The organism is Virgibacillus dakarensis (genome assembly GCF_900155625.1).
In the GTDB taxonomy this organism is placed as follows: domain Bacteria; phylum Bacillota; class Bacilli; order Bacillales; family Amphibacillaceae; genus Lentibacillus_C; species Lentibacillus_C populi.
Genome location: NZ_LT732554.1, coordinates 240,369 through 266,248, shown reverse-complemented (window position 1 = coordinate 266,248; position 25,880 = coordinate 240,369). Strand labels below are relative to the sequence as shown.

The window sequence follows — 25,880 nt, the reverse complement described above, 5'->3', positions numbered from 1 at the left end:
TGGATTTTAGGAAGCTACTAGAGGCTAGAAAGGAAGAATCATAGAAAGGTATTTACGTCCTCGACTACTTCCCTCCGCTGGTATTAACCAGATCAGGTTCCAAGGGACTAAGAATCATTTTCTTTTCTCAGCCATATAGGCGCCCCTAGCAGTTCCGATATATTAAATATTTTGTAATAAACTACGTTGTTTCAATCGTATCACTATTAGCCAACCGATTAATGCTCCTGCTCCACTGCTGGCAAGAAATGATGGGAAGAAAAATAATGCTCCAACTGAATTTCCCATTAAAAGGTTAGCCAACGGTACAGCGAATAAAGAGCCTAAAACTCCGGTTCCAATGAATTCGCCAAGTGCAGCATATATTTTTTTGCCAAAGCTTTTGTACAGATATCCTGCCAAAAAAGCGCCAATCATTCCGCCGGGAAATGCAAGGATTGTGCCAAACCCAAGCAAATTACGGAGTAGCCCAATCATAAAGGCAATTATAACGGCAGGAGCTGGACCAAGCATCACTGCTGCCATGACGTTGACCGTATGTTGTACAGGGTAGGCTTTTGCAATACCTGCAGGAAACCATAGGATTTGTGCCCCAATCGTTCCTATGGCTACAAATACAGCCATCGTCGTTAATAAACGTGTCCGATTCATTTATTTCCTCCTTTCCGTTATAATATGAAAAAGCTAGGTCCATGGATAAAGGACCTAGCTTTTTAAAGGGAAAAGTTTATGTGTGATGATCACAGACTACTTCCCTCCGCTGGTATTAACCAGATCAGGTCCATAAGAGTCGGAAAGCTAATCCGGCTTCCCTCTCAGCTCACGGTTTCTGAGCACCCCTAGTAGTGGAATTACTATGAAACTTGCTTGTTATCGTAATCATAACAAAAGAATCTCAGTCTGTCACCTACTAATTTTAAAAAATATTGTTGTTTAATCAATACCTCGCATGAATTGATGAATTTTTTTCGATGACAAAAATAGAAGTAAACCAAGTAAAATAGAAATGCCACCGATTACCCCAAAATACAAAATTTCTGTATCAAACGAATATAATTTTACGACTTGCGCATTAATTGCTTGTGCCGATGCATTAGACAGGAACCATAGACCCATCGTTTGTGCTGAAAAGGCAGCAGGTGCAAGCTTTGTTGTTGCGGATAATCCGACAGGTGATAAACATAGTTCACCTAAAACAACCAGGAAGAAGCTAAGCACGAGCCATAATGGATTAACGAGTGTATCTGTGCCGTTAACAATCGCAGGGATAATCATAACAATAAAGGAAAGCCCTGCAAAAAATAAGCCAACTGAGAATTTTTTCGGTGTTGATGGTTGTTTGTTCCCCAGTTTAACCCAAAGCCATGCAAATACAGGTGCCAGTAAAACGATAAATAGTGGATTCAATGACTGGAACCAGGATGATTGAATTTCAATACCTGCGAAGTGCAGCAATGTCCGCTGATCTGCATATCGCGCTAAAATAATCGAGCCTTGTTCCTGAATCGCCCAGAACATCATGGCTGCCACAAACATTGGTATATAAGCCAGGAGACGTGAGCGTTCCACTTCGGTTGTTCGTGGACTCCGGTACATCACGATAAAATAAACGGCAGGAATGATAATTCCAAGAATACTAACAATCATGGTAAATCCATTTATTGTTAAGATCCCGGTTGGAATTGTGATAGCCCCCAATATAATTACGATAATAGCACCAATGCCGAAGCGGCCGAATACCTTTTTACGTTCTGCTGCCGTAAGTGGATTTGGAACGTTTGAACCAGCTGGTCCCAAATATTTGCCCTTGGTAAAAATGAAAACGACGAGACCGATAAACATTCCAATGGCCGCCAAGCTAAATCCAAGATGGAAGTTATATTCCTGTCCGACGGTTCCGACAATTAATGGAGCCAGTAATCCACCTAAGTTAATCCCCATATAAAAAATACTGAAACCAGAATCACGACGGTAGTCTTCCTTGCTGTATAAATCACCGACAATATTGGATACATTCGGTTTCAATAAGCCTGTACCAATAACAATCAAGCCCATCGAAACGAACAATCCTGTTAAACTTCCAGGAAAGGAAAGAACAATATGACCGAACATGATTAAAACGCCGCCATAAAAGGTTGTCCGAGCGCTTCCTAATAACCGGTCAGCAATCCAGCCGCCAATAATCCCAGACATGTATACAAGTGATCCGTAAACCGCCATAATCGAAGCGGCAGTTCCCTGATCAATCCCGAGACCGCCTTTTGACAGTTCGTAGTACATATAAAATAATAGAATGGCACGCATCCCATAGTAAGAAAAACGTTCCCAAAATTCCGTGAAGAATAGCGTAGATAATCCCTTTGGATGTCCAAAGAAACCCTTCTGCGGAATGTCTTGAATATTTTGATTATTTGATGACATGTTGTAGCCTCCTTGTATGACATGATCATTATACTATGCATTTATAAATTTGAAAAGTTATTTATTAGTTTAAATGGAGAAAATAAGTTGAATAGTCAGTAATACATTTTCGTAAGGTGAACCTTCATTCAGTAGGGGAGGAAGGGAAACCCTACTGAATGAAGGTTCATTTTATTTTTAGATGAATGCCCAAAAAGGTATTGACAGGTATATGGTATGCGCGTATAATTTGTTTCTGTTATGAAAATGTTTAGTAGTAAGATACTTATCAATTAACTAACCCGTTGCAAGGGGTGGAGTCGCATGATTGAAGAAGATTTCCTTGAGCTGGAAGATATCTTTAGAAAGATCATAAGAAAATTGCCTGGTCAGTGGAAGAAACATACAAAATTGGGATTTTCACGATCTGAAGTACTCGTGCTTTACAAATTACATCGTGATGGACAGCAGCGCGCATCAGAATTGGCCAGGGTTCTTTCTATTACAACAGGTGGATTGACAGGTATTACCGATAAACTTGTTGATGGAGGATACATTGAAAGAAACCGGACTGATCAGGATCGCAGGGTTGTCTATTTAACGATAACGGAAAACGGGCAAGAAATATTAAGAAATTTGTATGTTACCCGAAAAGCATTTATGGAAAGGCTTTTTGCGGGTATTTCCAAAGAGGAATTGGCGATGTTCAAGACCACGGCTACTAAACTTTTAGCCAATTTTGAGAATAACGACATGAAAGAGTGAACTTGTAGAATAGGAGATGAAATGAAAGAATGACAGATTCAACAACCGTAACGAATGTGAAAAAGGGGCCAATTTTGGCTGTTATTATTTTAGGAGCCTTTGTGTCGCTCCTGAATCAAACGTTGATGAATGTTGCCCTGCCTTCTATTATGGAAGATTTGGAAATAGGTGAAAGTACAGCTCAATGGATAACAACCGGTTTTATGCTAGTTAACGGTGTACTCATCCCGATAACTGCTTTTTTAATGGAGAAATTTTCAACAAGGCAATTGTTTATTACCGCGATAAGCCTGTTTGCAGTCGGTACGTTAATCTGTGGAGTCGCACCGGGATTTACGATTTTAATGACGGGAAGGGTTATCCAGGCAATAGGTGCCGGGATTATCATGCCGCTTCTGACTACAGTCGTTTTGGCGCTTTTCCCTGTTGAAAAACGCGGTGGTGCCATGGGTATAATTGGTATTGCGATAATTTTCGCCCCTGCTGTAGGACCAACATTATCAGGGTTTGTTGTACAAAACTATTCGTGGAGAGTATTATTTTACATTATTTTCCCGATAGCTGTGTTAACGATTATTCTGGCAGTGATTTTTTTGAAGAATGTTACAAAGCAAACGTTTCCGGATATTGACATTTTGGCTATTGTTTTATCAACACTCGGTTTTGGCGGTATTTTATATGGCTTTAGTATTGCAGGAACGAAAGGTTGGGGAAGTGCTGAGGTTATTACAGGACTGATTGTTGGCTTTGTTGGGCTTTTGTTGTTCGTTTGGCGGGAATTACGCGTCGACACACCGATGCTGGACTTCAGGGTGTTTAAAAGCGGGATATTCTCATTGACGACTGTTATTAACATTATGCTAACGGTAGCAATGTTTGCCCCAATGTTGCTTATTCCGATTTATTTGCAGAACATCCTGGATATTACCCCGATGAATTCAGGCTTAATGCTGATGCCTGGGGCAATCGTGATGGGGATTATGTCACCAATTACGGGAAAAATATTTGATAAAATCGGTGCACGTCCTTTGGCGATTTTCGGGTTGGCGATCACGGTTGTAACGACTTATTTGTTTACAGACTTAACAGATTCAACCAGCTATATGTATTTAATCATCATTTACACGATTCGCATGTTTGGGATGTCCATGATTATGATGCCGATCATGACGGCCGGACTCAACCAGCTGCCACAACGGCTTCATCCGCATGGAACTGCAATGGTCAATACAGTCAGGGCGGTAGCGGGTGCTATTGGAACAGCATTTTTGGTAACGGTCATGACCACCCAGGCAAAAGATAGTGTAAAGGACATTATTGTTTCCAACGGGTTTGATCCCACAAATAAACAAGAAATGCTGCATGCTGCCAATATGGCGCAAGTACAGGGGATTAATGATGCATTTATGGTTTCCACTGTATTTGCTGTCCTGGCGTTGATTCTTTCCTTTTTTATTAAACGGGGAAGGACAACACAGGAAGAAGAACCGGATTTCGCTGCAGAAAGAGGTTAATACAAAGCCAGGCTGTCTGGGGGTGACCCCGTTAGCCTGGCTTTTTGTTGGGATTTTATCCGAGTGAAGGCGGGAAGGTGTCGATCACGTGAAGAGTAGTTGAAGTCACCGATCGAAGGTGGAAATTCGCTGATCGAAAGCAGAAATTCGCCGATCGAAGTCTGAAAGCCGCTGATCAAAGTCGGAAATTCGCCGATCGAAAGCGGAAAGCCGCTAATCGACTACCTGATCGAAAAGGGAGAAAAACCCGATCGACCGAGAGGGAAACCCGATCAAAAGCAGCCAACCTGATCAGGGAAGATCATCATTCTGATCATCAGCGGCTGCGCAAAAGCTTTTGTCCGGGTAATCTCAGTGCAAGCACAATCACCAGGATACAGAAGACAAGACTCACACCCGCAATGATATGAAGATGTTCTATATCCAAATGGCTGTTAAATGCCAGGCCAAGCAAACAGGATGAAAGAATCGACCCTAGATAGCGGCTTGTTTGGAAAAGGCCTGATGCTGAGCCGGTTTCTTCCGGTTTAACTTGTTCATAAAGGGCTGTTTGCATCGATATGTTATTGAATCCGTTGCTCATGCCAAGCACCGCCATTATGGCAATAAACCATAAAAGTGTTGAGTCTTGCTGGAATGTGAGCAGCAGTGCTGTACCTGTCAAAAGCAGAAAAGCCCCGATAACAAGCGGTAATTTCGAACCATACCGGTCAATCATCCGGCCTGCAACCGGTGCAACAATTACACTAAAACCTGCCAAGGCAAGCATGATTAAACCGGTATGTTCCTCACTGTAATGACGGACCTGTTGCAAAAAAGTTGGAAATCCAAAGAAATAGCAATAATAAATCAGGTTAATACTGGTGAACTGTAAATAAACAAAGGTTACATTCGGATTTCTTTTTAACGATACGAGATCAATGAAAGGTTCCCGTTTATTTTTTTCACAAAAGTAAAAGCCGATTGCAGCCAATAAAAAGACCATTAATGCCGACCAATGAACCTGGTTTTCCAGGGAAAGTAGGAATAATATTAAACCGATCATTGCCACGATAAAAAGGGCAATTCCACTAAAGTCAATGCGATTTAATTCGATTTTTCCTTGCCCTTTCGCTGGTAAAATAAAGATTGCCATTACAAAAGAGAGCACAATAAAAGGAAAATTAATAATAAAAATCGATTGCCAATCCCATGAGGCAATTAAAAAGCCACCAATGGAAGGTCCAAATGCAGCAGAAGTGGATGCGAAAATAGACAAGGCCGCTAATGCTTTTCCTTGCCCTTCTGTAATATTTGTCCGGACCATGCTCATCCCGCTAGGAAATAAAGTGGAGCTGCCAATCGCCATAAGTGCACGGCACCCAAGCAGAAACGGGTAATTCGGTGAAAATGGTGCCAATATCGCTGCACCTGCTACCAGGATTAATCCGGTCAAAAATAATCGTTTAGGGCCAAACATATCACTTAATTTCCCCATAACAGGCTGTGCGGCTGCGCTTGCAAGGTAAAATATTGAAATCAGCCATGATGCATCAGCAAATGTTAAAGAAAATTCGTGCTGCAGTCGGGTTAATGCTACAGATATCATTGATGAATTTAATGGATTAAGCAATGTACCAAGGCCAATTGTCAAAACAAGCAGCCAAGGTTTTTGTAATGTTTCTTTCATATCAATCACCTATTTTATCATTCCGAACAACCTTTATCATATGCCAAAGTAGAGGAAGTCGAAAATATTTTGCCCAAACGTTTAACGATAATGTAAGTGTTGAAAGTGGATAGGCAATCCAGACCAAGCTGTGATTTGATTATTATTTAGGATATATCTTGCAATACAAGGTAAATGAATTTATACTTTATACTATACATATAGCTTGCATAACAAGGCATTAAAAAGAGGTGATTTTTTGGATGTCGACAACCCAGATGTTAAAAGGGATATTGGATGGTTGTTTGTTGGCCATTATCAAGGAAAAAGAAGTATATGGATATGAATTAGCACAAAAATTGGAGGATTATGGTTTCGACTCTTTTAGTGAAGGAACTATCTACCCATTGTTGCTGCGGATGCAAAAAGAAAAACTGATCACGTCAACGTTAAAAAAGTCAACTGCTGGGCCGAAACGAAAGTATTATTCATTGACCGAAAAGGGAGAAGAAGAATTGACCGCTTTTATCAAACGGTGGGATTTCCTGCAGGCAAATGTTAATGATGTTATTGAAGGGGAACTTGCCTATTCGATTTTAGAGTTAATCGGTTATCCGGCTATCGGATTGCTTATCATGGCTTTAGTATGATAGCTTTTAAATACATTGCGGCAAATCAATTGTCAAAATTGAAGGAGTTTGCAATCCTTTATATTTTAGGGTTAATGCCAATCAGTTTATTTATCGGATTAATCTTTTTGGATCGGTATTATCATACGCTGACTATTCAATTTAGCACATTTAGTACAACATTAGTAGCAAGCCTTGCGATTTTAACGTTGATTGGCATATCCGTTTGGAGCAAAACGTGGGTGGCGATTATTTTGCCAATTATTATGTATTTGCCAGGTGTTTTACTGGGCTTTACTACTTTACAGGAGACCACAAAACTATGGGTGGATTGGTTAGCGATTGTTATCGGAGCAGGAGGGTATGTTTGGATATCGTTTAAGAAGGCTAACAAAGCATAAATTCTATTTGGTGGTGAAATGACATGGGTAAAAAAAATAGCAGCTTACCGGAATATATACTAAATTGGGTAGTAAAAGCGGTAGATCATCATGCTGAAGTAGTTCATGTCCATCAACTAAAAGGTAGTACGTCCTCTACACTGTTTCGAATCTTCCTTCAGACCAATCAGTGTATGAAACTTGTCGTGTTACGCTTATTTGATAATAAAGAATGGCTGTTGGAAGAACCCGATCTGGCTTTACATGAAGCTGCAAGTCTAAGTTTTGCAGCAAAGGCAGATATCGCAACACCTGAGATAATCGCATTTGATGAAAAGGGTGAAGATTGCGGAGTACCGGCTGTTCTGATGACAATGCTAGAAGGAAGTGTTGAATTAAAACCTGACGATCAGAATAATTGGCTGAAAGGTTTAGCAGCGGCTCTTGGAAAAATTCATGCTGTATGTGCCGATGATTTTAATTGGAAGTATTTTACCTACAATGATATCCCATCGCTGGAAACACCATCTTGGACCAGTGTTCCGGAAGCATGGGAACAGGCAATTGAAATTGTAAAAGGACCGCGACCTTCCGTTAAAACTTGCTTTATTCACAGGGATTATCACCCCACGAATGTTTTATACCACAAAGGAAAAGTCAGTGGTATTGTTGATTGGGTAAATGCTTGCCATGGGCCGGCAGGGATTGATGTTGGACATTGCAGATTGAACCTGGCAATGCTATATGATGTGGAAACGGCAGATAGATTTTTAACGGCATATCAGCAGCATCAAGGTTACGCCTTTATATATGATGTCTATTGGGATTTGGTTTCGTTGATCGATATCCTTTTCGGCCCGCCACAAGTTTATCCGGGATGGGAAGCGTTTGGTATTACAGGGTTAACAGATAGGATGATGGAAGAGCAATTGGATAGGTATGTTTTGAGTTTGTTAGAGTAGGTCCTGACAAATGGTTACTAAAGTAATCCAACAATAATCGTCAAAAACAGCAAATCAAATCAGGAAAAGTGGATGATTGACAAAGGTATAGATGAATTGTTATATTATTGATATGTCAACGTTGTTTAGTCAACAAGTTTCCAGGAGGTGATGCCCTTTGAATTCGGATGATCATATTGGTGTTTTGATTCATAATGCTGATTTAACCATTGCAAATTATGTAAGAAAACGTTTAAAGCCTTTCAATCTTGCTCCGGAGCAGAATTTAATTATGATGATGCTTTGGAACAAAGATGGAATTTCATCCAATGAACTCGTATTACAACTTAAAAAGGATAAAGCTAGTATCGCACGTATGATCACTAGCTTGGAGGGAAAAGGATACATCAAAAAGGTCGAAAATCCCGCTGATAAACGTACCTTTAGGGTTCATTTAACGGATGAAGGCAAACGACTTGCTCATTTAGTCTTGCCAGTTCAACAAAAAATGCGTGAAACTATTACTGCCGGGATGACTAAAGAAGAGATTAGCGAACTTAAAAAATTAATCACAAAAGTTATTTATAACGTTTCGGAAGCTTAAACGAGAGGAGTAGTTAAGGTATGGGCAGCATGATGAGTCTTGGGGTTTTGGTTATTCGTCTAGTGATGGGATTAACCTTTGCTGCACATGGTTTACAAAAGATGTTCGGTTGGTTTAAGGGTACAGGCTTAAAGAAATTTGCTGAAGTGCTAGCATCCATGAATGTGAAGCCACCCATGTTGAACGCAATTTTTGTAGCGTTGGCAGAAATCATCGCTGGACTTTTAATTGCAACCGGTATAGGGATTAGACTTGGGGCTGCATTAGTGGTGATAACTATGCTGGTTGCCATCATTAAAGTGCATGGTAAAAATGGGTATCTACAAAAAGGCGGTTACGAATATAATCTTCATCTTATCGCTATTGCAATCGGACTCGCATTTACAGGTCCAGGAAGTTATGTGTTGTTTTTTTGATACTAAATCAGTTCCGTTTTTCACGGGTGAATAATTTTTATGGTTGCCCGCGGATGAGAAGATCACTCCTTAATTCCTTTAAAGTAACGGGCTATAACAAAGATTCAGGAACCACATATTAAAAATAAGGTTTTACAGACGGACTCGATTGCGGAACAATACAAGTAGTGAATGATCAAGCCTTTTTATAAAAAAAATGAAATCTGCTTGAAAGGGAACTATTTGAATCAATTCAGTTTTAAAAAGGTTTCTTTCTATTTGTAGAAACATGTAGGTTTAAAAGGTATTTTTGATCAAGCTTTATTTTAAACCTATGAAATTTGTGGATAGAATCGTTTTTAAAAAAGTAGAACTGTAACATGTCTTTACCTGAATTATTCATAATAACTATGCTAACAGCCTATAAACCCTTATCTGTATAGTAGTTTAGCCATTTTAAAAATGCATCAAATAAATGAAAAAAGAATCCGTTTCTGTTAAAGTTAAATTAGCGAAAAATAACAAACAGAAAGGATTCTTATAATGGTCACTTTACCGCAAATTAGACTGAATTTCAATAAAAACATCAAATTGCCAAATGGTGGAGGTGAGCTTTCCTCTGATACCGGTGAATTCATCTTTAGGGAATTCTATGAAGATCGGCTTCTCTGAAACAATCGCCCGCAATTTAAGCATTGATGACCCCAAGAACTTACTTTGAATACTCAAATAAAGATCTGTTACGTCAAAAGATTTATCAAATACTGGCAGGGTATTTGGAAGATGACGCCGCGGATCAAATTGTAAAAGGACCGCAACCTTCCGCTAAAACCTGCTTTATTCACAGGGATTATCACCCCACGAATGTTTTATACCACAAAGGAAAAGTCAGTGGTATTGTCGATAGGGTAAATGCTTGCCGCGGTCCGGCGGGGATTGGTGTTGGACATTGCAGGGTGAACCTGGCATTGTTGTATGACGTTATAACTACGGATAGATTTTTAGTGGAATATCAGCAGGATCAAGGTAGCGCTTTTACATATGATGTGTATTGGGATCTGGTATCTGTAATGGATATCTTTTTTGGTCCTACTAAAGTAAATCCGGGTTGGGAGGGATTAGGCGCGACGGGATTAACCGATAAAATGATAGAGGAGAGCGACTGGATACTTACATAAGAAGCTTGCTCTAAGTCATCCCTTCCAAGGTTCATTTGGATTACGAATTTAATATTATGATTTAAGAACCAAGCCAATCATGAATGATTGGCTTGGTTTCTTCTTTTAAAATGTAAACAATTTCAGTTGATAAACCCTAATTTATGCTTTTTTAATCAAACCTTAATGTGCTATTCAGTTTTCCTTAATTACTCACCCGTATCATTCTACGTAACAACACATTACAGGGAGGAAAATGAAATGAAAGTGGTAATGGTCTCATCAGGTTTTAAGGAATGTTTGGATGCAGAAGAAGTAGCCAATGCAATGAAAAATGGAGCAATGCGTTTTGATCCATTTCTGAAAACGGATGTGATCCCGATGGTTGATGGTGGTGAGGGATTTGTTAAAGCAATTATGAAGGTTAAAAAAGGAGAATTAATTCATAAAGAAGTTATTGGTCCGGTTGGTGATAAGGTCTTGAGTTACTACGGTATTTTTACGGAAGGGAACAAACGTATTGCGGTAATCGAAATGGCTGCGGTTGCGGGGTTAAAGATGGTGCCAAGTGACCAACGGAATCCATTAAAAACATCAACATACGGTGTCGGAGAATTAATAATGGCTGCGTTGGATATGGAGGTCGATAAGATACTGATTGGTTGTGGTGATTCCGGGACATCGGATGGCGGAGCAGGTATGGCACAAGCGCTTGGAGTTCGGTTTTTGAATGATAACCAACGGATTATAAAAGTCAGAGGCGGTGAGGATCTGCTAAAAGTGGCTTCGATCGATACAACATGCCTGGATAAGAGATTGCAGAATATTTCTATTGAAGTTGCTTGTAATTGGACAAATGTATTATGTGGTGATAAGGGGGTGGCCAGGGTATTTGGTCCACAGAAAGGGGCTGCCCCGGAAGAAGTGGAGAAGTTATCAGACGCATTGGAACATTATGCGGCGTTAATTGAAGATGCCATGTCGATAAATGTTCGTTATATTCCGGGAAGTGGGGCTTCGGGGGGATTAGGAACAGGGTTACTCGCATTTGCAAACGCTAAATTATTCCCACGGTTTGATTTAATTATGCATTTCATTCAAATCGAGGAGAAAATAGCATCCGCAGATCTAGTTATCACTGCTGAAGGCAGTCTTGATGCTCAGACACCTAATGGAAAAATCCCATGTGAAGTGGCAAGAATTGCAAAAAAATACAGCATCCCTGTAATTGCAATAGCGGGTACGGTTGGAAAAGGTGCTGAACTCAACTATAAAACAGGTATCGATGCTTTTTCAAGTATCATTCAGAAGCCGGTTACATTAGAGCAGGCGATGTTCAAAGCCTCTAAGTGGATCGGGGACAGTGTAGAGAGTATTTTACGACAGGTTACGATTGGTCTGAAAATGGCTGATAGAAAAGAAAGGGTTTTTGCTTATGGAAAAAAGGTTGGACAGGTATAAAGTAAAGAAGAATAGAGTTGTTAACTTGATTCATAAACTTTCTGCTAGATTATTAGTCATTACAGCTATTCATGTAGTTTTTACTGCATTTATTGTAATGCTTGATAATCTGGATTACGATGCAGCCGTTTCTCTTTTCGCGTTCCTTTCAGCGATGACATTGTGGGTCGGTACAAAAATTCCAGCGGGCTATGTTGCTGTTTCGCTTATCTTGTTTATCGTATTCATGAAAGCAGGGAAGCCAGATCTTTTGTATCATTCATTTGGTGAAGAAGTAATATGGCTGATGATAGGTGCCTTTATTATTGGCGAAGCGGTTAAGGAGTCCGGTCTCGCTGACCGCTACTGTCAATCCATCATGAACCGGGCAAAAGATAAAAATTTTATAATCAGATCGCTTACGTACGTATTGTGTATATCAGCATTCTTTATTCCGTCGACCTCGGGGAGGGCGGCGTTATCGATGCCTATTGTAAAGCAGTTGGGTACCTATTTTTCGAAAAAGGAAAGAGACGTACTAGCTGTCCTTGTACCAATTATTATTTTGATGAGTACCTCGGCAAGTTTAATTGCGGCAGGTTCCCATTTAATCGGAGTTGGCTTTTTGGAATCGGCTACGGGCGAATCAATATCGTTTGTCCAATGGATTATATGGGGGGCTCCGTTTGCAATCGTTATTTCCGTGCTGACAATGTCTATTATTAAATGGATGTTGTGGCCAAAAGATAGATCAATGGACACATCGCCCCTCGTCCCTTTACAGAAAGAAAAACAGCCAATGTCCAAAAAGGAAAAAAAGACCATGCTATTCATGATTGTTTTGATTATCGGCTGGATGATGGAATCCGTCCATCAATATGATATAGCGTTTCTTACGATGGTTGGTGCTGTTCTGTTTATGTTACCTAAATATGGTGTGATTAGTTGGAAGCAGGGAGTTAACGCTGTATCCTGGAATTTAATTTTATTTGTTGCTGCAGCTGCAGCACTGGGCAGAATATTGGTTGATTCTGGTGTGGCGGGATGGATTGAAAACGAAATGATCAATGTATTACATTTGTTTGCGAACACTTCTGAATGGGTAATCGTGTTAATAATTTTAATCGTAACCGTTACAAGCCATTTATATATTACTTCACACACAACTAGAGCCATTGTTTTCATTCCTGCATTGTTATTATTTGGACAGATGATTAGTGCAGATCCTGTTGCTGTTGTGTTTATCAGTTTGCTAGGGATGAATTATTGTGTAACATTTCCAGTTAGCTCCAAGGCCTTACTTATCTTTTACGAAGAAGGTGAAATTTCATATCAGGCATCGGATTTGCTAAAGATCAGTTTCGTACTAATGACCCTTTATATTGTGGTATTACTTGTGTTTTACTTTACTTATTGGCAATGGACGGGATTGTCTATATAAGAATGGGGTGTAAAAATGGATAGTCGTATTTTGATTATAGAAGACGATAAAAACATAGCACGTATTATCCAGCTTGAACTTGAGCACGAAGGTTACAAAACGAGTATCGCACATAGTGGCCGTGAAGGGCTGGACATTTTGGAACAGGAAAAGATTGATTTAATCGTTCTTGATGTAATGATTCCGGAACTAAATGGTATGGAAGTGTTAAGGCGTATACGATCTACCGATGATACAATAATCGTCATTATGCTTACGGCCAGGGATTCGGTTTATGATAAGGTAAATGGGTTAGATTTAGGTGCTAATGATTATATGACCAAACCTTTTGAGATTGAGGAATTGCTTGCTAGAATTCGCTCAAATTTGCGTTTTCGTTCGGTTAAGGAATCAGATGTCCTTTCCATCCAACACCTATCGATCCATACAGGCCCAAGAGAAGTTTACGCGAATAATGAACTTGTTGAATTAACCCGCCGTGAGTATGAACTGTTATTATATTTGGCAGAGAACAAGAATAGAGCATTGGAGCGAGAGCAAATTTTAAATCAGGTTTGGGGATATGATTATTTTGGTGATACCAATCTTATCGATGTATACATTCGGTATTTACGAAAAAAACTGCAGAATTTAAATGGAGATTCGCTGATTCAGACCGTGCGGGGAGTCGGCTATATGATGAAAGAATGAGTTTGCGAACCCGTATACAACTGTCGATAACCGTATTGTTAATTATCATGCTTCTGATTGCGAATACATCGATATACCTGATGTTTAAAAGATCGAGTATTGAATCGGCGCAAAACCGTCTGGTCAATACCTCTAGCAATATCATCAAGGACATCAAGGAGCTTCACATAAACAAACAAAGTACAATTGAGCAGGTCGTACATGCTTATCTTATTAGTGATGGCATGATCAGCCTCGTCGATCAGGAAAATAGACCTATTACTCAGACAACAACGGATAACAACTACTTTAATATTAAGAGAACATACAGAAATGATCAATACGAAGACATTTTGACTTACAAGGACTCAAAGTTTGTAACTGTATCCATGCCGGTCATTGATGAAAGTGGCGACATCCTTAGTTTACAGATTATCGAGAATGGAGATGAGCTTTTTTCCACTATCAATAAATTGAAAGGGATTCTGATTTTTACGTCTGTACTAGTTATCAGTGTGCTTTGCATAGCCGGCTGGGTACTTGGAGGTGTAATCTCACGTCCGGTTCAGCGGTTTATTCAGACTATGAAGACAATCGAGGAGAAAGAGTCATATAAACAAATTGCTATAACAAAAAGTAAAAGAGATGAGATAAATCAACTCGGGATGACGTTTAATTCGATGATTAAGAAATTGGAAGCAAGCTATTTGAAGCAGGAACAATTTGTATCAGACGCCTCACATGAATTAAAGACACCTTTAACAGTGATCGCAGGGTATGTTAATTTGTTAAAAAGATGGGGATCGACACGCCCTGAGGTGGTAGAAGAAGCTATCAAATCCATTTCATCCGAATCCATTCGGATGAAATATTTAACCGAACAGTTACTAGAACTGGCGTCAGCAGAAAAACTGGCTGATTATAAAAAGGAAAATATAGATATCATTTCTGTAATCAAGGATACTATATCAAAGCTTGAGCCAGTATATCAGAACAATGTTGAGTTCGTAACAAGGCTGGAAGTTTTATATGCAGAGGTACATGAACAAAGTTTTATTCAATTACTAATCGTACTATTGGATAATGCAAACAAGTACAGCTCTGAGCCTATTAAGGTAAGATTAGAAGAAGAAGGTGACAGTCTTAAAATTCATGTGGAAGATAAAGGACCTGGTATACCTTTAGAGGCACAGCCTTATATTTTTGACCGCATGTACCGGGTAGATAAGGACAGAAGTCGGAAAACGGGTGGAACAGGTTTAGGTCTATCGATTGCGAAAAGAATCAGTGAACAGCATGGCGGATACATAACGCTGAAAAGTGTGGAAGGGCTTGGTTCTACCTTTACAGTAGTGCTGCCAAAATCGGAGGTGTAGCTAGATGAAAATAAAGCTGTTTCTGCTTAGTGTAATTTTTCTTGGTATGTTTTTTATACTATATCAAGTCTTATTGAAAGACAAATCAGCTGCTGTTTCACAACAGGAAGCGGAGGAGCTTGCTCTGGACCTTTACAGTGGAGAAATTATAAAAACAGAAATGGATAAAAACAAGAACCACTACATTATTACAATTGAAAATGAAAAAGGAATTTATCGCCTCACTGTTAGTGGTGAGGAAGAAAAAGTAAGTAATGTAAAGCGGATCAAAAAAAAGCAATCTATTTTAACCCAAGAAGAGGCGAAAGGTAAAATTGAACAGGAATTTAATGGAAAGGTTCTGGAAATAAACCCATCCAAAAAGAAAAAAGCGCATGCAGAAGCACTTGTCAAAAAGGGGCAGAAAAAATATCGTATTACATTTGACTTAAAAAAACGGGAGCTCGTATCAACGATCGAATTAAAAAAGAATAAAGATGATTTACAATCAAATCCAGCTAATAAAGATACAACAACCACTGAGAAGCAAATCAAAGCGATTGCTTTAAAGAAAATGGATGGTAATGGTAATGTTTCCGATATAACGAAAATGAATTCAAAAAATGGAGTGGTATACAAGGTAACGATCGAGAACAAATCAGAAGATGTACATGTTTATATCCAAGAAGCAACAAAAAAAGTAACCTCGGTATCACGGTTCACGAAAGAGCTGGAAACGGATGACGATGATGATATAGATGACGATACAGAAGATGACGATACGGATGACGACGACAACGATGAGGCCCATGAGGATTAATATTAGCAAACAAGAGAGCTGCTTTGGCTGTACCCCTTGTATGCTATAGTATCATAATTTTCAGATAATGTAAAAAAGATAAAGATGATTGATATGAGAAAAGTATCTTCTACCGCTTATAAAAATGGATACTTTAATGAAAAATGGATGGAGCATGCGGGGCTCGAACCCGCGACCTCTTGCATGCCATGCAAGCACTCTCCCAGCTGAGCTAATGCCCCAGACACTTCATATTATATGCCCTATTATATCCTTTTTCAAGTTAGAAATCCATAAATGATTTTGCACATTAGTATTAAAGCACAAGGGATAATGAATCTACGAGCAGGCAGATTTTCATTATAAAACCGAGCTATTTTGCAGGATATAAACAAATAGTCTACTAAGTCTCTGGTTTTTTGCCTTTTTTACTATAACTTGAACCAATTCATTATTCGCTCCCTTTGAAATGTTCGTACCATATCTTGTCAAGGTAAATTTCCAAGGGAGGAATGATTTTTCATGTCAGGTTTTTCTGTTGTTCAATTGGCTCGACGTATGGGGCATAAACTCGATCATAACATGCGCCGGGAACTGGTAAAGTTTTATCATCCTTTTCGTTCCGTACCATGTTTTTTGCATCGCCCTTTAGAGTTTTTAAGAAAAAGGACGAAAAAAATACCAGTGGTCATAGAATTTAATGCAGAATCCTATGAGCTTGGTTTAAATGATGTGAAGCGTACGACGCGCCGTTTACGGCACCAGTTTCATTCAATGTGTGGTTGCTCCACTAAATTATCGATTGGTAAAATAGGAAGATTGCTTGAAAATTGTCATCATATCAAGAAGATCCACTTTGATAGAAAAATGACAACACTGCTTGATGTTGCAGCGCCATCGATAAACTCTGATCAATTAAAGCAATCTGGATTAACAGGAAAAGATGTCACTATTGCGGTCATCGACACAGGGATCCATCCACACGCGGATTTAGAAGGACGTATTGTTGCGTTTAAAGACTTTGTTAAGAACAAAACTGCTCCTTATGATGATAATGGACATGGCACCCACTGTGCAGGGGATGCAGCTGGTGATGGATCTTCATCTGAAGGGAAGTATCAGGGACCAGCACCTGAAGCAAACTTGGTTGGGGTGAAAGTTTTGAATAAAATGGGGTCTGGTTCCCTTTCAACAGTAATAGCCGGTATTGACTGGTGTATCGAAAATCAGTCACAATACAATATCAACGTTCTGTCGCTATCCCTCGGATCTGAGGCACAACAGCCGGCTGAAGATGATCCTGTCGTAAGAGCTGTTGAGGAAGCATGGAATAGCGGGTTAGTTGTTTGTGTTGCTGCTGGTAATGAAGGACCATCCGCCCAAACAATTGCAAGTCCTGGAATAAGTCCTAAAGTAATAACGGTAGGTGCTGCCAATGATAATGATACAGTCGATCGATCTGATGATGTGGTGGCTGACTTTTCCAGTCGCGGTCCAACCATTGATGGTCTAGTGAAACCCGATCTTCTAACACCAGGCGTCAATATTATTTCTTTACGCTCACCCGGATCCTTTCTTGATAAGACAAATTCAGGGGAGGTTGTGGAGAACGACTATTTTTCCTTATCAGGAACTTCAATGGCAACACCAATATGTGCTGGTGTAGTTGCCCAGCTTCTCCAAAAGGAATCGAATCTGAGCCCTGATCAAGTGAAGGAAAAGCTGGTTAATGCATGTGAAGATATAGGACAACCCCCTAATGTGCAAGGAAATGGCTATTTGAATGCGGCTAATTTAATAAGTGAATAATAATTGAATTACACCAAGCCAACATGTTAGTTGTTGGCTTGGTGTAATTATCCAATACTGAGCCAGTTCATGTCCACAGTAAGCTATCCAATTTCATTAATGAGTTCTTCCTTCTCAGCCTCATGTACCTGCTTCAGCTTTTCTATTTCTGTGGGTTATTTATCGAAGACAGCTGACATTTATCCAGAAATTCTAGCCTCGATCTAATTATCAATTGTTGACTTACCGTATTATGTGAAATCGTTGCAATCTTGATTTAGAGTTTTAAATAATTGGTTTATTTAGTTGCAATTTAGTTGCTTTTGAAATTTAAAACTAGATATATTTTTCTTTTAATTATATAAAATTTATGGTAATATAATAAAAAATAAAGTGGTGGCGGAAATATTCCGGTTTCACTGTAAAAAACATATGAAAAAAGGATAGTAGAAGAAATGGAAAATATTCATAGGAAAATCAAGAATTTGAGATTAGAAAATGAAATGACTTTAAAAGATCTTAGCGAGCAAACAGGACTTTCCGTTAGTTTTCTATCACAAATAGAGCGAGGATCATCATCGTTAGCTATCACTTCTTTAAAAAAAATATCGGATGCATTTAATATGAATATTACCTATTTTTTTGAGGAGATAGAAAATCATAATTATGCATTACATAAAGAGGAACAAAAACGATTTAAATTAGAAGGTTCGGATGTAACGCATGTAAGGCTAGCCGGAAAGTTTCCCGAACGAAAAATAGAGCCAATGATGGTAACCATTCCACCAAATAAACAATTTACGGAAAAGTATAGCCATCCAGGTGAAGAGTTTTATTATGTATTGAAAGGGATTGTAATTTTCAAGATTGAAGAGAAAGAATACGTTTTAAATGTAGGTGATTCGATTCATTTTCCTTCTGAAAAAGTGCACGAGTGGAAAAATCCTACTAATGAAGAATCTGTTTTAATAAGCGTGTTGACACCAGTTATATTCTAGAAATTTGTTTGATTTAAATACCTAGGGAAGGGTGGAATAAAGATGAGAGTTGCAACAGATATTGGAGGAACATTTACAGATTTGGTATATGTTGATGATAGTGGGCAAGTTGAAGTTGCCAAGAGCCATACGACCCCGCCGAATTTTGAGCAAGGCGTTATGGATGTATTGGACAAGAGTGAAATTAACAAAGAATCAATCTCGACGTTTATTCATGGTACAACCGTGATTATCAACGCACTTACCGAACGAAAAGGTGCCAAAACAGGATTGATTACAACAAAAGGTTTTCGTGATGTACTAGAAATTGCGCGTGGTAACCGTCCAGATTTGTTTAATATTCGCTACCAAAAGCCGGAACCATTTATTGAGCGTTATTTACGAAAAGAAGTAGATGAACGACTTAATTATAAAGGTGAAGTACTATCACCGTTAAATACAGAACAAGTAAAAGAGATCGTCGAATATTTTAAGAATGAAAATGTCGAAGCAATTGCTGTTGCTTACTTGCATTCGTACGTAAATCCGGAACATGAAAAGGAGACGGTAAAGCTGATCAAGGAACTATGGCCAGAGGTTGCCGTTTCTGCATCTCATGATGTAACAAAAGAATGGCGTGAATACGAACGAACAAATACAGTAGCGTTGAACGCGTATGTACAGCCAGCAGCGGCTACATATGTAAACAAATTACACACGAAGTTGACCGATTTTAATACAAGCAGCCAAAACTATATTATGCAATCAAATGGTGGTACTACAACATTTGAAGAAGCTAAGAAAGTTCCGATTAACATGGTTGAATCAGGTCCAGTTGCGGGAATTTATGGTGCTGCTGTACTTGGAGAATTGATCGGCGAAGAAAATATCATCGCATTTGATATCGGTGGTACTACGGCCAAATGCTCGTTAATTGAAAAAGGCGAGGTCAAGGTTTCCACAGACTATTATATTGAACGAACTGACCGTAATGCAGGGTATCCAATTAAAGCACCAGTCGTTGATATTGTCGAAATTGGTAATGGCGGTGGATCGATTGCATGGCTGGACGATGCTGGTTCACTAAAAGTAGGACCACAGTCAGCTGGAGCTGTCCCTGGTCCGGTATCGTATGGACAAGGGGGAACTGAGCCAACGACAACTGATGCGAATCTACTAACAGGTCGCCTATCAGCCAAGAACTTCGACTACGATGTCGATCTAGATTTGGTTCGAGATACTATCCAAGGAAAAATCGCTAATCACTTTAACATGACGGCTGAAGAAGCAGCACTCGGTATTATTCGCATCGCTAACTCGAACATGTTGAATGCGTTAAAATTAATATCCATCCGTAAAGGACATAATCCGCAAGACTTCACGTTAGTAGCGTTCGGTGGCGGTGGTTCGATGCACGCTCCAGCACTTGCGAAGGAACTAGGTGTCGGAAAAGTTGTCATCCCAATCGCTTCACCTGTATTTTCGGCATGGGGGATGCTGATGAGTGATTTGCGACATGATTATATCAAAACATATATCAAGCGATTGGAGAATTTAGACCTAAATGAAATGACGACGCAATGGAACGAGATTGAAAGTGAAGCATACCAGCAATTTGACAATGAAGGTATCAAGCAAGAAGACGTTGTATTCAATCGTTTTGCCGATATGCGTTACCTTGGTCAAGAACATACGGTGAAAGTACCTGTTCCGGCGGGTGAGTGGACAGATGAACAATTGCAAAACATTGTTGAAAAATTCCATCAGCTGCATGAACAAAACTATACATTTAGACTTGACGATACGGGAACCGAAATCGTTAACTTGCACGTTACCGCGTTTGGAAAAGTACAAAAGCCCATCGTTCAGAAAATCGAGCGAAACACAACACTAGACGATGCAAAAATCGAAACAAGAGACGTTTATTTTGAAAATCCAAATGGCTGGGTAGCAACAGATGTCTATCAACGCGAGCTGTTACCTGTTAACGAAGAAATTCAAGGGCCGGCAATTATCGAGGAAAAAGCAGCGGTTACCGTTATTTACGAAGGACAATCATTAAAAGTGGATGATTATGGAAACTTAATCATCGAAACGGGGGCGAGATAAATGTTGATGAATGAAACAAAAATTGATCCATTTACACTGGAAATTGTCAAAGACTCGTTACTTGCCGCTGGCGATGAGATGTTTATTGCACTAGCAAAAACATCAATGAGTCCGATTATTTATGAAGTATTGGACTATGCAAGTGGACTAACCGATGCAAAGGGTCAATTATTAACGCAAGGTAATGGTGTAACAGGATTTATCGGAATGCTTTCCTATATGGTTAAACAAACATTAAACAAGTACGGTGAAAACGACAAGCTCAAACCTGGCGATATTATTGTTATCAATGATCCATACGGTGGCGGGGGATCGCACTTGTCGGACGTTGGTTTAGTTATGCCGATATTTTACGACGGTGAACTGATCGCCTTCTCCGCCAATAAAGCGCACTGGACCGAGGTAGGTGGAAAGGACCCAGGTTCATTTACGAATGATTCACGGGATATTTTCCAGGAGGGATTGCAGTTCCCTTCCGTCAAACTCTTTGACGGTGGGAAGTTGAACGAAGGACTCGTTGAAATTATCCAGGCAAATGTCCGTTTCCCTGACTTGTCGCTTGGTGATATGTGGGCACAGGTTGCAGCGCTTAAAACAGGGGAACGACGCGTTAAGGAAATTTGTGATAAGTACGGAAAAGACGTCATTCTTACAGCTATCGATAATCAATTGAATCATGGTGAAACAATTTCTAGGCAGGAACTGAAAAAGTTGCCAAAGGGCACATTTTCAGCTAACGGGTTCGTGGAAACCGACGGAATCGGCAATGGCCCGTTCCCGATCAAAGTAGAAGTAACGATTACCGATGACGAATTTGTTTGTGACTTCAGGGGCAGTAGCCAACAAGTTCCTGGCCCGGTCAATTGTTCGTTTACCGGCCTTGCGTCTGCCGTGCGAACGATATTCTTGGCAATCACGAACCCGGACCAAAATGTAAATGATGGTGTATTTAGACCACTGAAAATCATTGTTGATGATCGATCAATCATGTCGGCGGAACGACCTGCACCAACATCGAACTATTTTGAAACGATGCTCGGGTGCACGGATTTAATCTGGAAAGCGTTAGCGCCACATATTCCACATAGACTTGCAGCAGCTCACTTGTTATCTGTTTGTTCGGTTACCCTATCCGGATCACATCAAGATACGAACGAACCATTCCTAATCGTTGAGCCTTCTGTCGGTGGCTGGGGCGGAGCCGATGGCCAGGACGGAGCAAGTGGACAATTCTGTGTCTTAGACGGCGAAACGTACAATGTTCCAGTAGAGGTAGCAGAAACTCGATATGGTGTCATGCTTGATGAATATAGTTTGCGGATTGATGGTACAGGTGCTGGTGAATATATCGGTGGTAAGGGTGTCATTAGGTCGTATCGCGCGATGACAGATGGTCAAGAGGCGACGATCACCTATGGCCGTAACCAATATCGCCTATGGGGAACTGGTGGTGGACTTGAAGGATCTGTCAATGAATTTTATATCGAAAAAGCAGATGGAGAAGTTGATGGTCCTTATGGTGTTTACCCGCGTTACCAACTACATAAAGATGATGTCCTAAAATTGATGACTGCAACAGGTGGCGGATATGGCGATCCACTTAAACGTCCAGCAGACCAGGTTGCAAAAGACGTCAAAAATGAATATTACACGGTAGACGAAGCAAAGACATTATTTGGTGTTGCCGTTGATCCAGAAACATTCGAATATCACGAGTTAGACACTAGAAAATAAAGTAAACGTGCAGGGGGATATGACATGGAAATTAAGGAACAAGGTTTTGATGAAAATGGATTGTTAACGTTGTTTCGGGAAAAGAACAAACATGTAGACGTTCAGTTTGGTACGGTTACTATTCCGCCGGGTGAACGTGTACCAAAGGAAGGTCTATCGAAACACGAAGAAAACGAATACTCCGTTATAGTGAAAGGAAGAGTTGAAGGGGAGAGTGGCGGCAAACCCTATAAAGCTTGGGCATCTAATGCTACGCTTATCCCTGCCGGTGAAGAGCATTGGGCTGTTAATGCAGGTGATGAACCATGTCAAATTGTCTGGGCACTTGTAAAGGAAAAATAATGGAAATTAAGTGGTAGAAGAGTTGTGGCTTTTCTACTACTATTTTCCTGAAATATTTCTGAATCTTTTACCTCTGTGGAAAATTAGGACTCATTTGCTCCTCTTAACAATACTCACCAAGGATGAAAAAGCAATCTTACATGATAAAGGAAGGTGTAAATAGATGAACGAGAAAAATGTCAAAAGCATGGAAAAAGATGAAGCACTTCAGGCTGTTCCAATCGACCAGCGCCAACACTGGTTGACTCCAGCAATGATTTTTGGTGGGCTAGAGTTTACCATTCCCGTATTAATGGTAGGAGCAACACTTGCCGGAAGCTTTGGTTTAAGTGAGATTCTCCTTTTCCTCATTATTGCGCTGTTCGTGATCCAATGGAGTGGAAACGCCCTCCAAGGGTATATTGGTGCGAAAACAGGCCGTTCTTCATCTGTTATTGCGCGCACTAGTTTCGGGTCAGCACAGGCGCGATTTATTGTTGGTTTAACGATTTTCGTTGTCTCGCTTGGTTGGTGGGCGGTACAGACATCGGTTGCCGGCAATGCTATATCTGCCATGTTCGGTGTCGATTATACTACCCAATGGGGACTATGGGCATTAATTACCGTAATAGCAGGATTACTTTTTGCGATCCCGTCAATCATCGGTTATAGTTCGATGAAATGGACCGATTATATTGCAGTTCCGGCAGGTCTATTATTAATCGCTGGTGGTATTTATTATGCGTTAAAAAATACTGGATGGGAAACCATTACTAACTGGGATCCCGAACCAACTATGGGAATTTTGGCGGCAATTAGTCTAATTATTGGTGCTAACGTGTCACAATGGGTTATTGCTTCTGACTACACCCGCTATGCAAAGCCCACAATTAAAGATAATATCTTAATTCCAACAGGTATTGTCCTAGTCGGTTTTCCGTTGTTCATCGTTGGTGCTGTCATGTCGGTTGGTGTTGGTGACGCCGATATCGTAAATGTCATGATGAACTTAGGCTTCCCGGTTTGGGGATTTTTGATTTTATGGTTTGCGACATGGACCAGTCAACTCGTAAACAATTACAGTATGGGTTTAGCCCTTGCCAATATGCTCAATGTCAATTCGAATAAAGGACGAGCACTCCTTACTTTCGGTGGGACGATCATCGCGATTGTCGTGGCGTTGGCAGGGATCCTTGACTACTTTATGGACTTCTTATACTTAACAGCACTAGTTTATCCAGCAATTGCCGGTGTCATGATGGTAGATTTCTTCCTCATTCGAAAACGTACTTGGAAGGATAACGGTGGCTGGAATTGGATGGCGACGATTGGTTTAGTCGTTGGTACGGTATTAGGATATGTTACGCAATATGTCACGACGTTTGGACTGCCAGCTGTTCAATCCTTGATTGCTTCTGGTATCGTGTATTATGTTGCTATGAAAATAAAAGCGAAAGTAGCACCGGATCATTTTACGGAAGGTATGTCAGGCGATTTGCCGGTAGATTTGGGAGTGGAAGCGAAGTAGATTTTTAGTTGAATATTAAATCAAGCCATCCGCGTGAAAGTCATTGCACGGGTGATTTTTGGATAAGGAGATTCGCTCTGCAGGTACAAGGTTCAGATCGAGTCTCCTTTTTTGATTGAACGTTTTGTAAGTCTTATAAAATTTGCAGCTCCTTAGGAAATGAAGTCAGCACTTCCGCTTCACCATTTTCGTTAATATAGACTTCATCCTCGATCCGTACCCCACCATAATTAGGTATGTAAATCCCTGGTTCGATCGTAAACAACAATCCAGCTTCAGCAATCTGTTCATTGTTTTCATGGACAGATGGTTCTTCATGAACTTCGACACCAAGTCCATGCCCAACACGGTTGTTAAAATAATCACCGTACCCTTTTTCATGAATAACGTTTCTAGCTGTGATATCAAATGTTTTAAGCGGTACTCCCCCTTGTACGGAATTTATTCCAGCTTGATTGGATTCCAAGACAATGTCATAGATTTCTTTCTGCTTGTCCGTTGCTTCGCCAATAATAAAAGTTCTCGTAATATCAGAACAGTAACCTTCTTTTATCGAGACACCCATATCAATTAATAAGAAGTCACCGCTTTGGAAAACGCGATCACCCGGCGTTCCGTGTGGTAATGCAGCTTTTTCGCCGGATAACACAATTGTTGAAAACGATGGACCTTCTGCACCATGTTTTGTCATGAGATATTCCAATTCGGCTGTAAATTCCAATTCTGTCATACCTGGCTTCACCTTTTTAATTCCCTCGGCAAGTACTTCTTCAATAATATCTACAGCTTTTTGTACATATATCAGTTCGTCTCTTGACTTTTTGAGTCGTTGTTCGTTGATAAATGACTGGATGTCTTCATAAACTGCTTGAGGAAACGCCGACGACAAATGTCGATGCTGGAACATGCTTACCGATTTCATTTCCACCCCGAAACGGTTTATTTCATCGCCTAGCTCATGTTTGAGTTTGGTATATGGATCCTCTTCATCGGAAATCGGGACAATGTTTTTCACGATCGACGCCTGTTCAGCCATTTCCTTATCCAACGCTGGAACGAAAAGGGTGAATTTTTGCGTTCGGTTATCCAGAACTAACGACATAAACCGTTCATGAGGATCGGAATTAAAACCAATATAATAGAATACATTTGCCGGCGCAGTAATCATCGCCACCTCTATATTTTTTTCTTCTAAACGCTCTTGCAGTGTTTTTAATCTACTTTTGTAGTCGATAGTCATCGTATAACCTCCATTTCTTATTCTACCTTATCATTTCATGCAAGAT

At 40.0% G+C, this 25,880-nt stretch carries 23 protein-coding genes, 1 tRNA gene, 1 pseudogene and 2 riboswitches; of the genes and pseudogenes, 20 read left to right on the top strand and 5 right to left on the bottom strand.

Annotated elements, in window-relative coordinates:
- Positions 1–52: 52 nt before the first annotated feature.
- Positions 53–157, bottom strand: a riboswitch (TPP riboswitch).
- A gap of 5 nt (positions 158–162) precedes the next feature.
- Both thiW and CZ382_RS10840 read right to left on the bottom strand, forming a co-directional pair.
- Positions 163–651, bottom strand: a complete 489-nt coding sequence (gene thiW / locus CZ382_RS10845; protein ID WP_088051267.1) for an energy coupling factor transporter S component ThiW — start codon at positions 649–651, stop codon at positions 163–165.
- An 84-nt stretch (positions 652–735) separates the two neighbouring features.
- Positions 736–851, bottom strand: a riboswitch (TPP riboswitch).
- 82 nt (positions 852–933) lie between these two features.
- Positions 934–2,421: a peptide MFS transporter gene (locus CZ382_RS10840; protein WP_088051266.1), complete on the bottom strand. Its 1,488-nt coding sequence runs from the start codon at positions 2,419–2,421 to the stop codon at positions 934–936.
- 303 nt (positions 2,422–2,724) lie between these two features.
- On the opposite strand from CZ382_RS10840, the gene CZ382_RS10835 reads away from it, so the two are divergent.
- Together CZ382_RS10835 and CZ382_RS10830 are read left to right on the top strand one after the other, a co-directional pair.
- Positions 2,725–3,165: a MarR family winged helix-turn-helix transcriptional regulator gene (locus CZ382_RS10835; protein WP_088051265.1), complete on the top strand. Its 441-nt coding sequence runs from the start codon at positions 2,725–2,727 to the stop codon at positions 3,163–3,165.
- A 29-nt stretch (positions 3,166–3,194) separates the two neighbouring features.
- Entirely contained in the window at positions 3,195–4,679 is a 1,485-nt protein-coding gene (locus CZ382_RS10830) for a DHA2 family efflux MFS transporter permease subunit (protein ID WP_088051264.1), read from the top strand.
- Positions 4,680–4,995: 316 nt separating this feature from the next.
- Here CZ382_RS10830 and CZ382_RS10825 read toward each other — a convergent pair whose 3' ends face one another.
- Positions 4,996–6,348 carry an MFS transporter gene (locus tag CZ382_RS10825; RefSeq protein ID WP_088051263.1) on the bottom strand — a complete coding sequence of 451 codons (1,353 nt, stop codon included), beginning with the start codon at positions 6,346–6,348 and terminating at the stop codon, positions 4,996–4,998.
- A gap of 242 nt (positions 6,349–6,590) precedes the next feature.
- Here CZ382_RS10825 and CZ382_RS10820 point away from each other — a divergent pair, with 242 nt between their 5' ends.
- The 12 genes and pseudogenes from CZ382_RS10820 to CZ382_RS10770 all read left to right on the top strand — a co-directional run bounded on the left by CZ382_RS10820 (position 6,591) and on the right by CZ382_RS10770 (position 16,158).
- On the top strand, positions 6,591–6,977 hold the full coding sequence (locus tag CZ382_RS10820; protein WP_088051262.1) for a PadR family transcriptional regulator: 387 nt from the start codon (positions 6,591–6,593) through the stop codon (positions 6,975–6,977).
- Positions 6,974–7,357 (top strand): HAAS domain-containing protein, encoded by a 384-nt coding sequence (locus tag CZ382_RS10815; RefSeq protein WP_088051261.1) that lies wholly within the window; start codon positions 6,974–6,976, stop codon positions 7,355–7,357. Before CZ382_RS10820 ends, CZ382_RS10815 begins: the two co-directional genes overlap by 4 nt.
- Positions 7,358–7,380: 23 nt before the next feature.
- Positions 7,381–8,298, top strand: coding sequence for a phosphotransferase family protein (locus tag CZ382_RS10810; protein WP_088051260.1), 918 nt, complete (start codon positions 7,381–7,383; stop codon positions 8,296–8,298).
- Positions 8,299–8,455: 157 nt separating this feature from the next.
- Positions 8,456–8,881, top strand: coding sequence for a MarR family winged helix-turn-helix transcriptional regulator (locus tag CZ382_RS10805; protein WP_088051259.1), 426 nt, complete (start codon positions 8,456–8,458; stop codon positions 8,879–8,881).
- Between the two features lie 29 nt (positions 8,882–8,910).
- Positions 8,911–9,297, top strand: coding sequence for a DoxX family protein (locus CZ382_RS10800; RefSeq protein WP_088053442.1), 387 nt, complete (start codon positions 8,911–8,913; stop codon positions 9,295–9,297).
- 522 nt (positions 9,298–9,819) lie between these two features.
- Positions 9,820–10,091, top strand: a pseudogene (locus CZ382_RS24195) (transposase); the annotation flags it as partial.
- Entirely contained in the window at positions 10,077–10,454 is a 378-nt protein-coding gene (locus CZ382_RS10795) for a phosphotransferase (protein WP_371871298.1), read from the top strand. The pseudogene CZ382_RS24195 and the gene CZ382_RS10795, both read left to right, overlap by 15 nt.
- 240 nt (positions 10,455–10,694) lie before the next feature.
- Positions 10,695–11,894, top strand: coding sequence for a glycerate kinase family protein (locus tag CZ382_RS10790; RefSeq protein WP_088051257.1), 1,200 nt, complete (start codon positions 10,695–10,697; stop codon positions 11,892–11,894).
- Complete coding sequence (locus tag CZ382_RS10785; RefSeq protein WP_088051256.1) at positions 11,869–13,314, top strand: SLC13 family permease; 1,446 nt, start codon at positions 11,869–11,871, stop codon at positions 13,312–13,314. The genes CZ382_RS10790 and CZ382_RS10785 overlap by 26 nt, the downstream gene beginning before the upstream one ends.
- 15 nt (positions 13,315–13,329) lie before the next feature.
- Positions 13,330–14,004: a response regulator transcription factor gene (locus CZ382_RS10780; protein WP_088051255.1), complete on the top strand. Its 675-nt coding sequence runs from the start codon at positions 13,330–13,332 to the stop codon at positions 14,002–14,004.
- The gene (locus CZ382_RS10775) at positions 14,001–15,359 is read left to right on the top strand and encodes a sensor histidine kinase (protein ID WP_088051254.1); all 1,359 of its coding nucleotides are present in this window, start codon (positions 14,001–14,003) and stop codon (positions 15,357–15,359) included. Before CZ382_RS10780 ends, CZ382_RS10775 begins: the two co-directional genes overlap by 4 nt.
- A gap of 4 nt (positions 15,360–15,363) precedes the next feature.
- Complete coding sequence (locus CZ382_RS10770) at positions 15,364–16,158, top strand: hypothetical protein (protein WP_088051253.1); 795 nt, start codon at positions 15,364–15,366, stop codon at positions 16,156–16,158.
- 148 nt (positions 16,159–16,306) lie between these two features.
- On the opposite strand, the gene CZ382_RS10765 is transcribed toward CZ382_RS10770, so the two are convergent.
- Positions 16,307–16,379: transfer RNA gene (locus CZ382_RS10765), tRNA-Ala, on the bottom strand.
- 280 nt (positions 16,380–16,659) lie between these two features.
- Here CZ382_RS10765 and CZ382_RS10760 point away from each other — a divergent pair.
- The 6 genes from CZ382_RS10760 to CZ382_RS10735 all read left to right on the top strand — a co-directional run bounded on the left by CZ382_RS10760 (position 16,660) and on the right by CZ382_RS10735 (position 24,594).
- A complete protein-coding gene (locus CZ382_RS10760) occupies positions 16,660–17,946 on the top strand; it encodes a S8 family peptidase (RefSeq protein WP_088051252.1) in 1,287 nt (428 codons plus the stop codon).
- Positions 17,947–18,380: 434 nt separating this feature from the next.
- A complete protein-coding gene (locus CZ382_RS10755) occupies positions 18,381–18,923 on the top strand; it encodes a helix-turn-helix domain-containing protein (RefSeq protein WP_088051251.1) in 543 nt (180 codons plus the stop codon).
- 42 nt (positions 18,924–18,965) lie between these two features.
- A complete protein-coding gene (locus CZ382_RS10750) occupies positions 18,966–21,011 on the top strand; it encodes a hydantoinase/oxoprolinase family protein (protein ID WP_088051250.1) in 2,046 nt (681 codons plus the stop codon).
- The gene (locus CZ382_RS10745; RefSeq protein ID WP_371871296.1) at positions 21,012–22,745 is read left to right on the top strand and encodes a hydantoinase B/oxoprolinase family protein; all 1,734 of its coding nucleotides are present in this window, start codon (positions 21,012–21,014) and stop codon (positions 22,743–22,745) included.
- Between the two features lie 24 nt (positions 22,746–22,769).
- Entirely contained in the window at positions 22,770–23,087 is a 318-nt protein-coding gene (locus CZ382_RS10740) for a cupin domain-containing protein (RefSeq protein WP_088051249.1), read from the top strand.
- Between the two features lie 163 nt (positions 23,088–23,250).
- Positions 23,251–24,594: a purine-cytosine permease family protein gene (locus CZ382_RS10735; RefSeq protein WP_088051248.1), complete on the top strand. Its 1,344-nt coding sequence runs from the start codon at positions 23,251–23,253 to the stop codon at positions 24,592–24,594.
- 133 nt (positions 24,595–24,727) lie between these two features.
- Here the strand turns inward: CZ382_RS10735 and CZ382_RS10730 are convergent, their stop codons facing one another.
- A complete protein-coding gene (locus CZ382_RS10730; protein WP_088051247.1) occupies positions 24,728–25,834 on the bottom strand; it encodes a M24 family metallopeptidase in 1,107 nt (368 codons plus the stop codon).
- Positions 25,835–25,880: the final 46 nt, after the last annotated feature.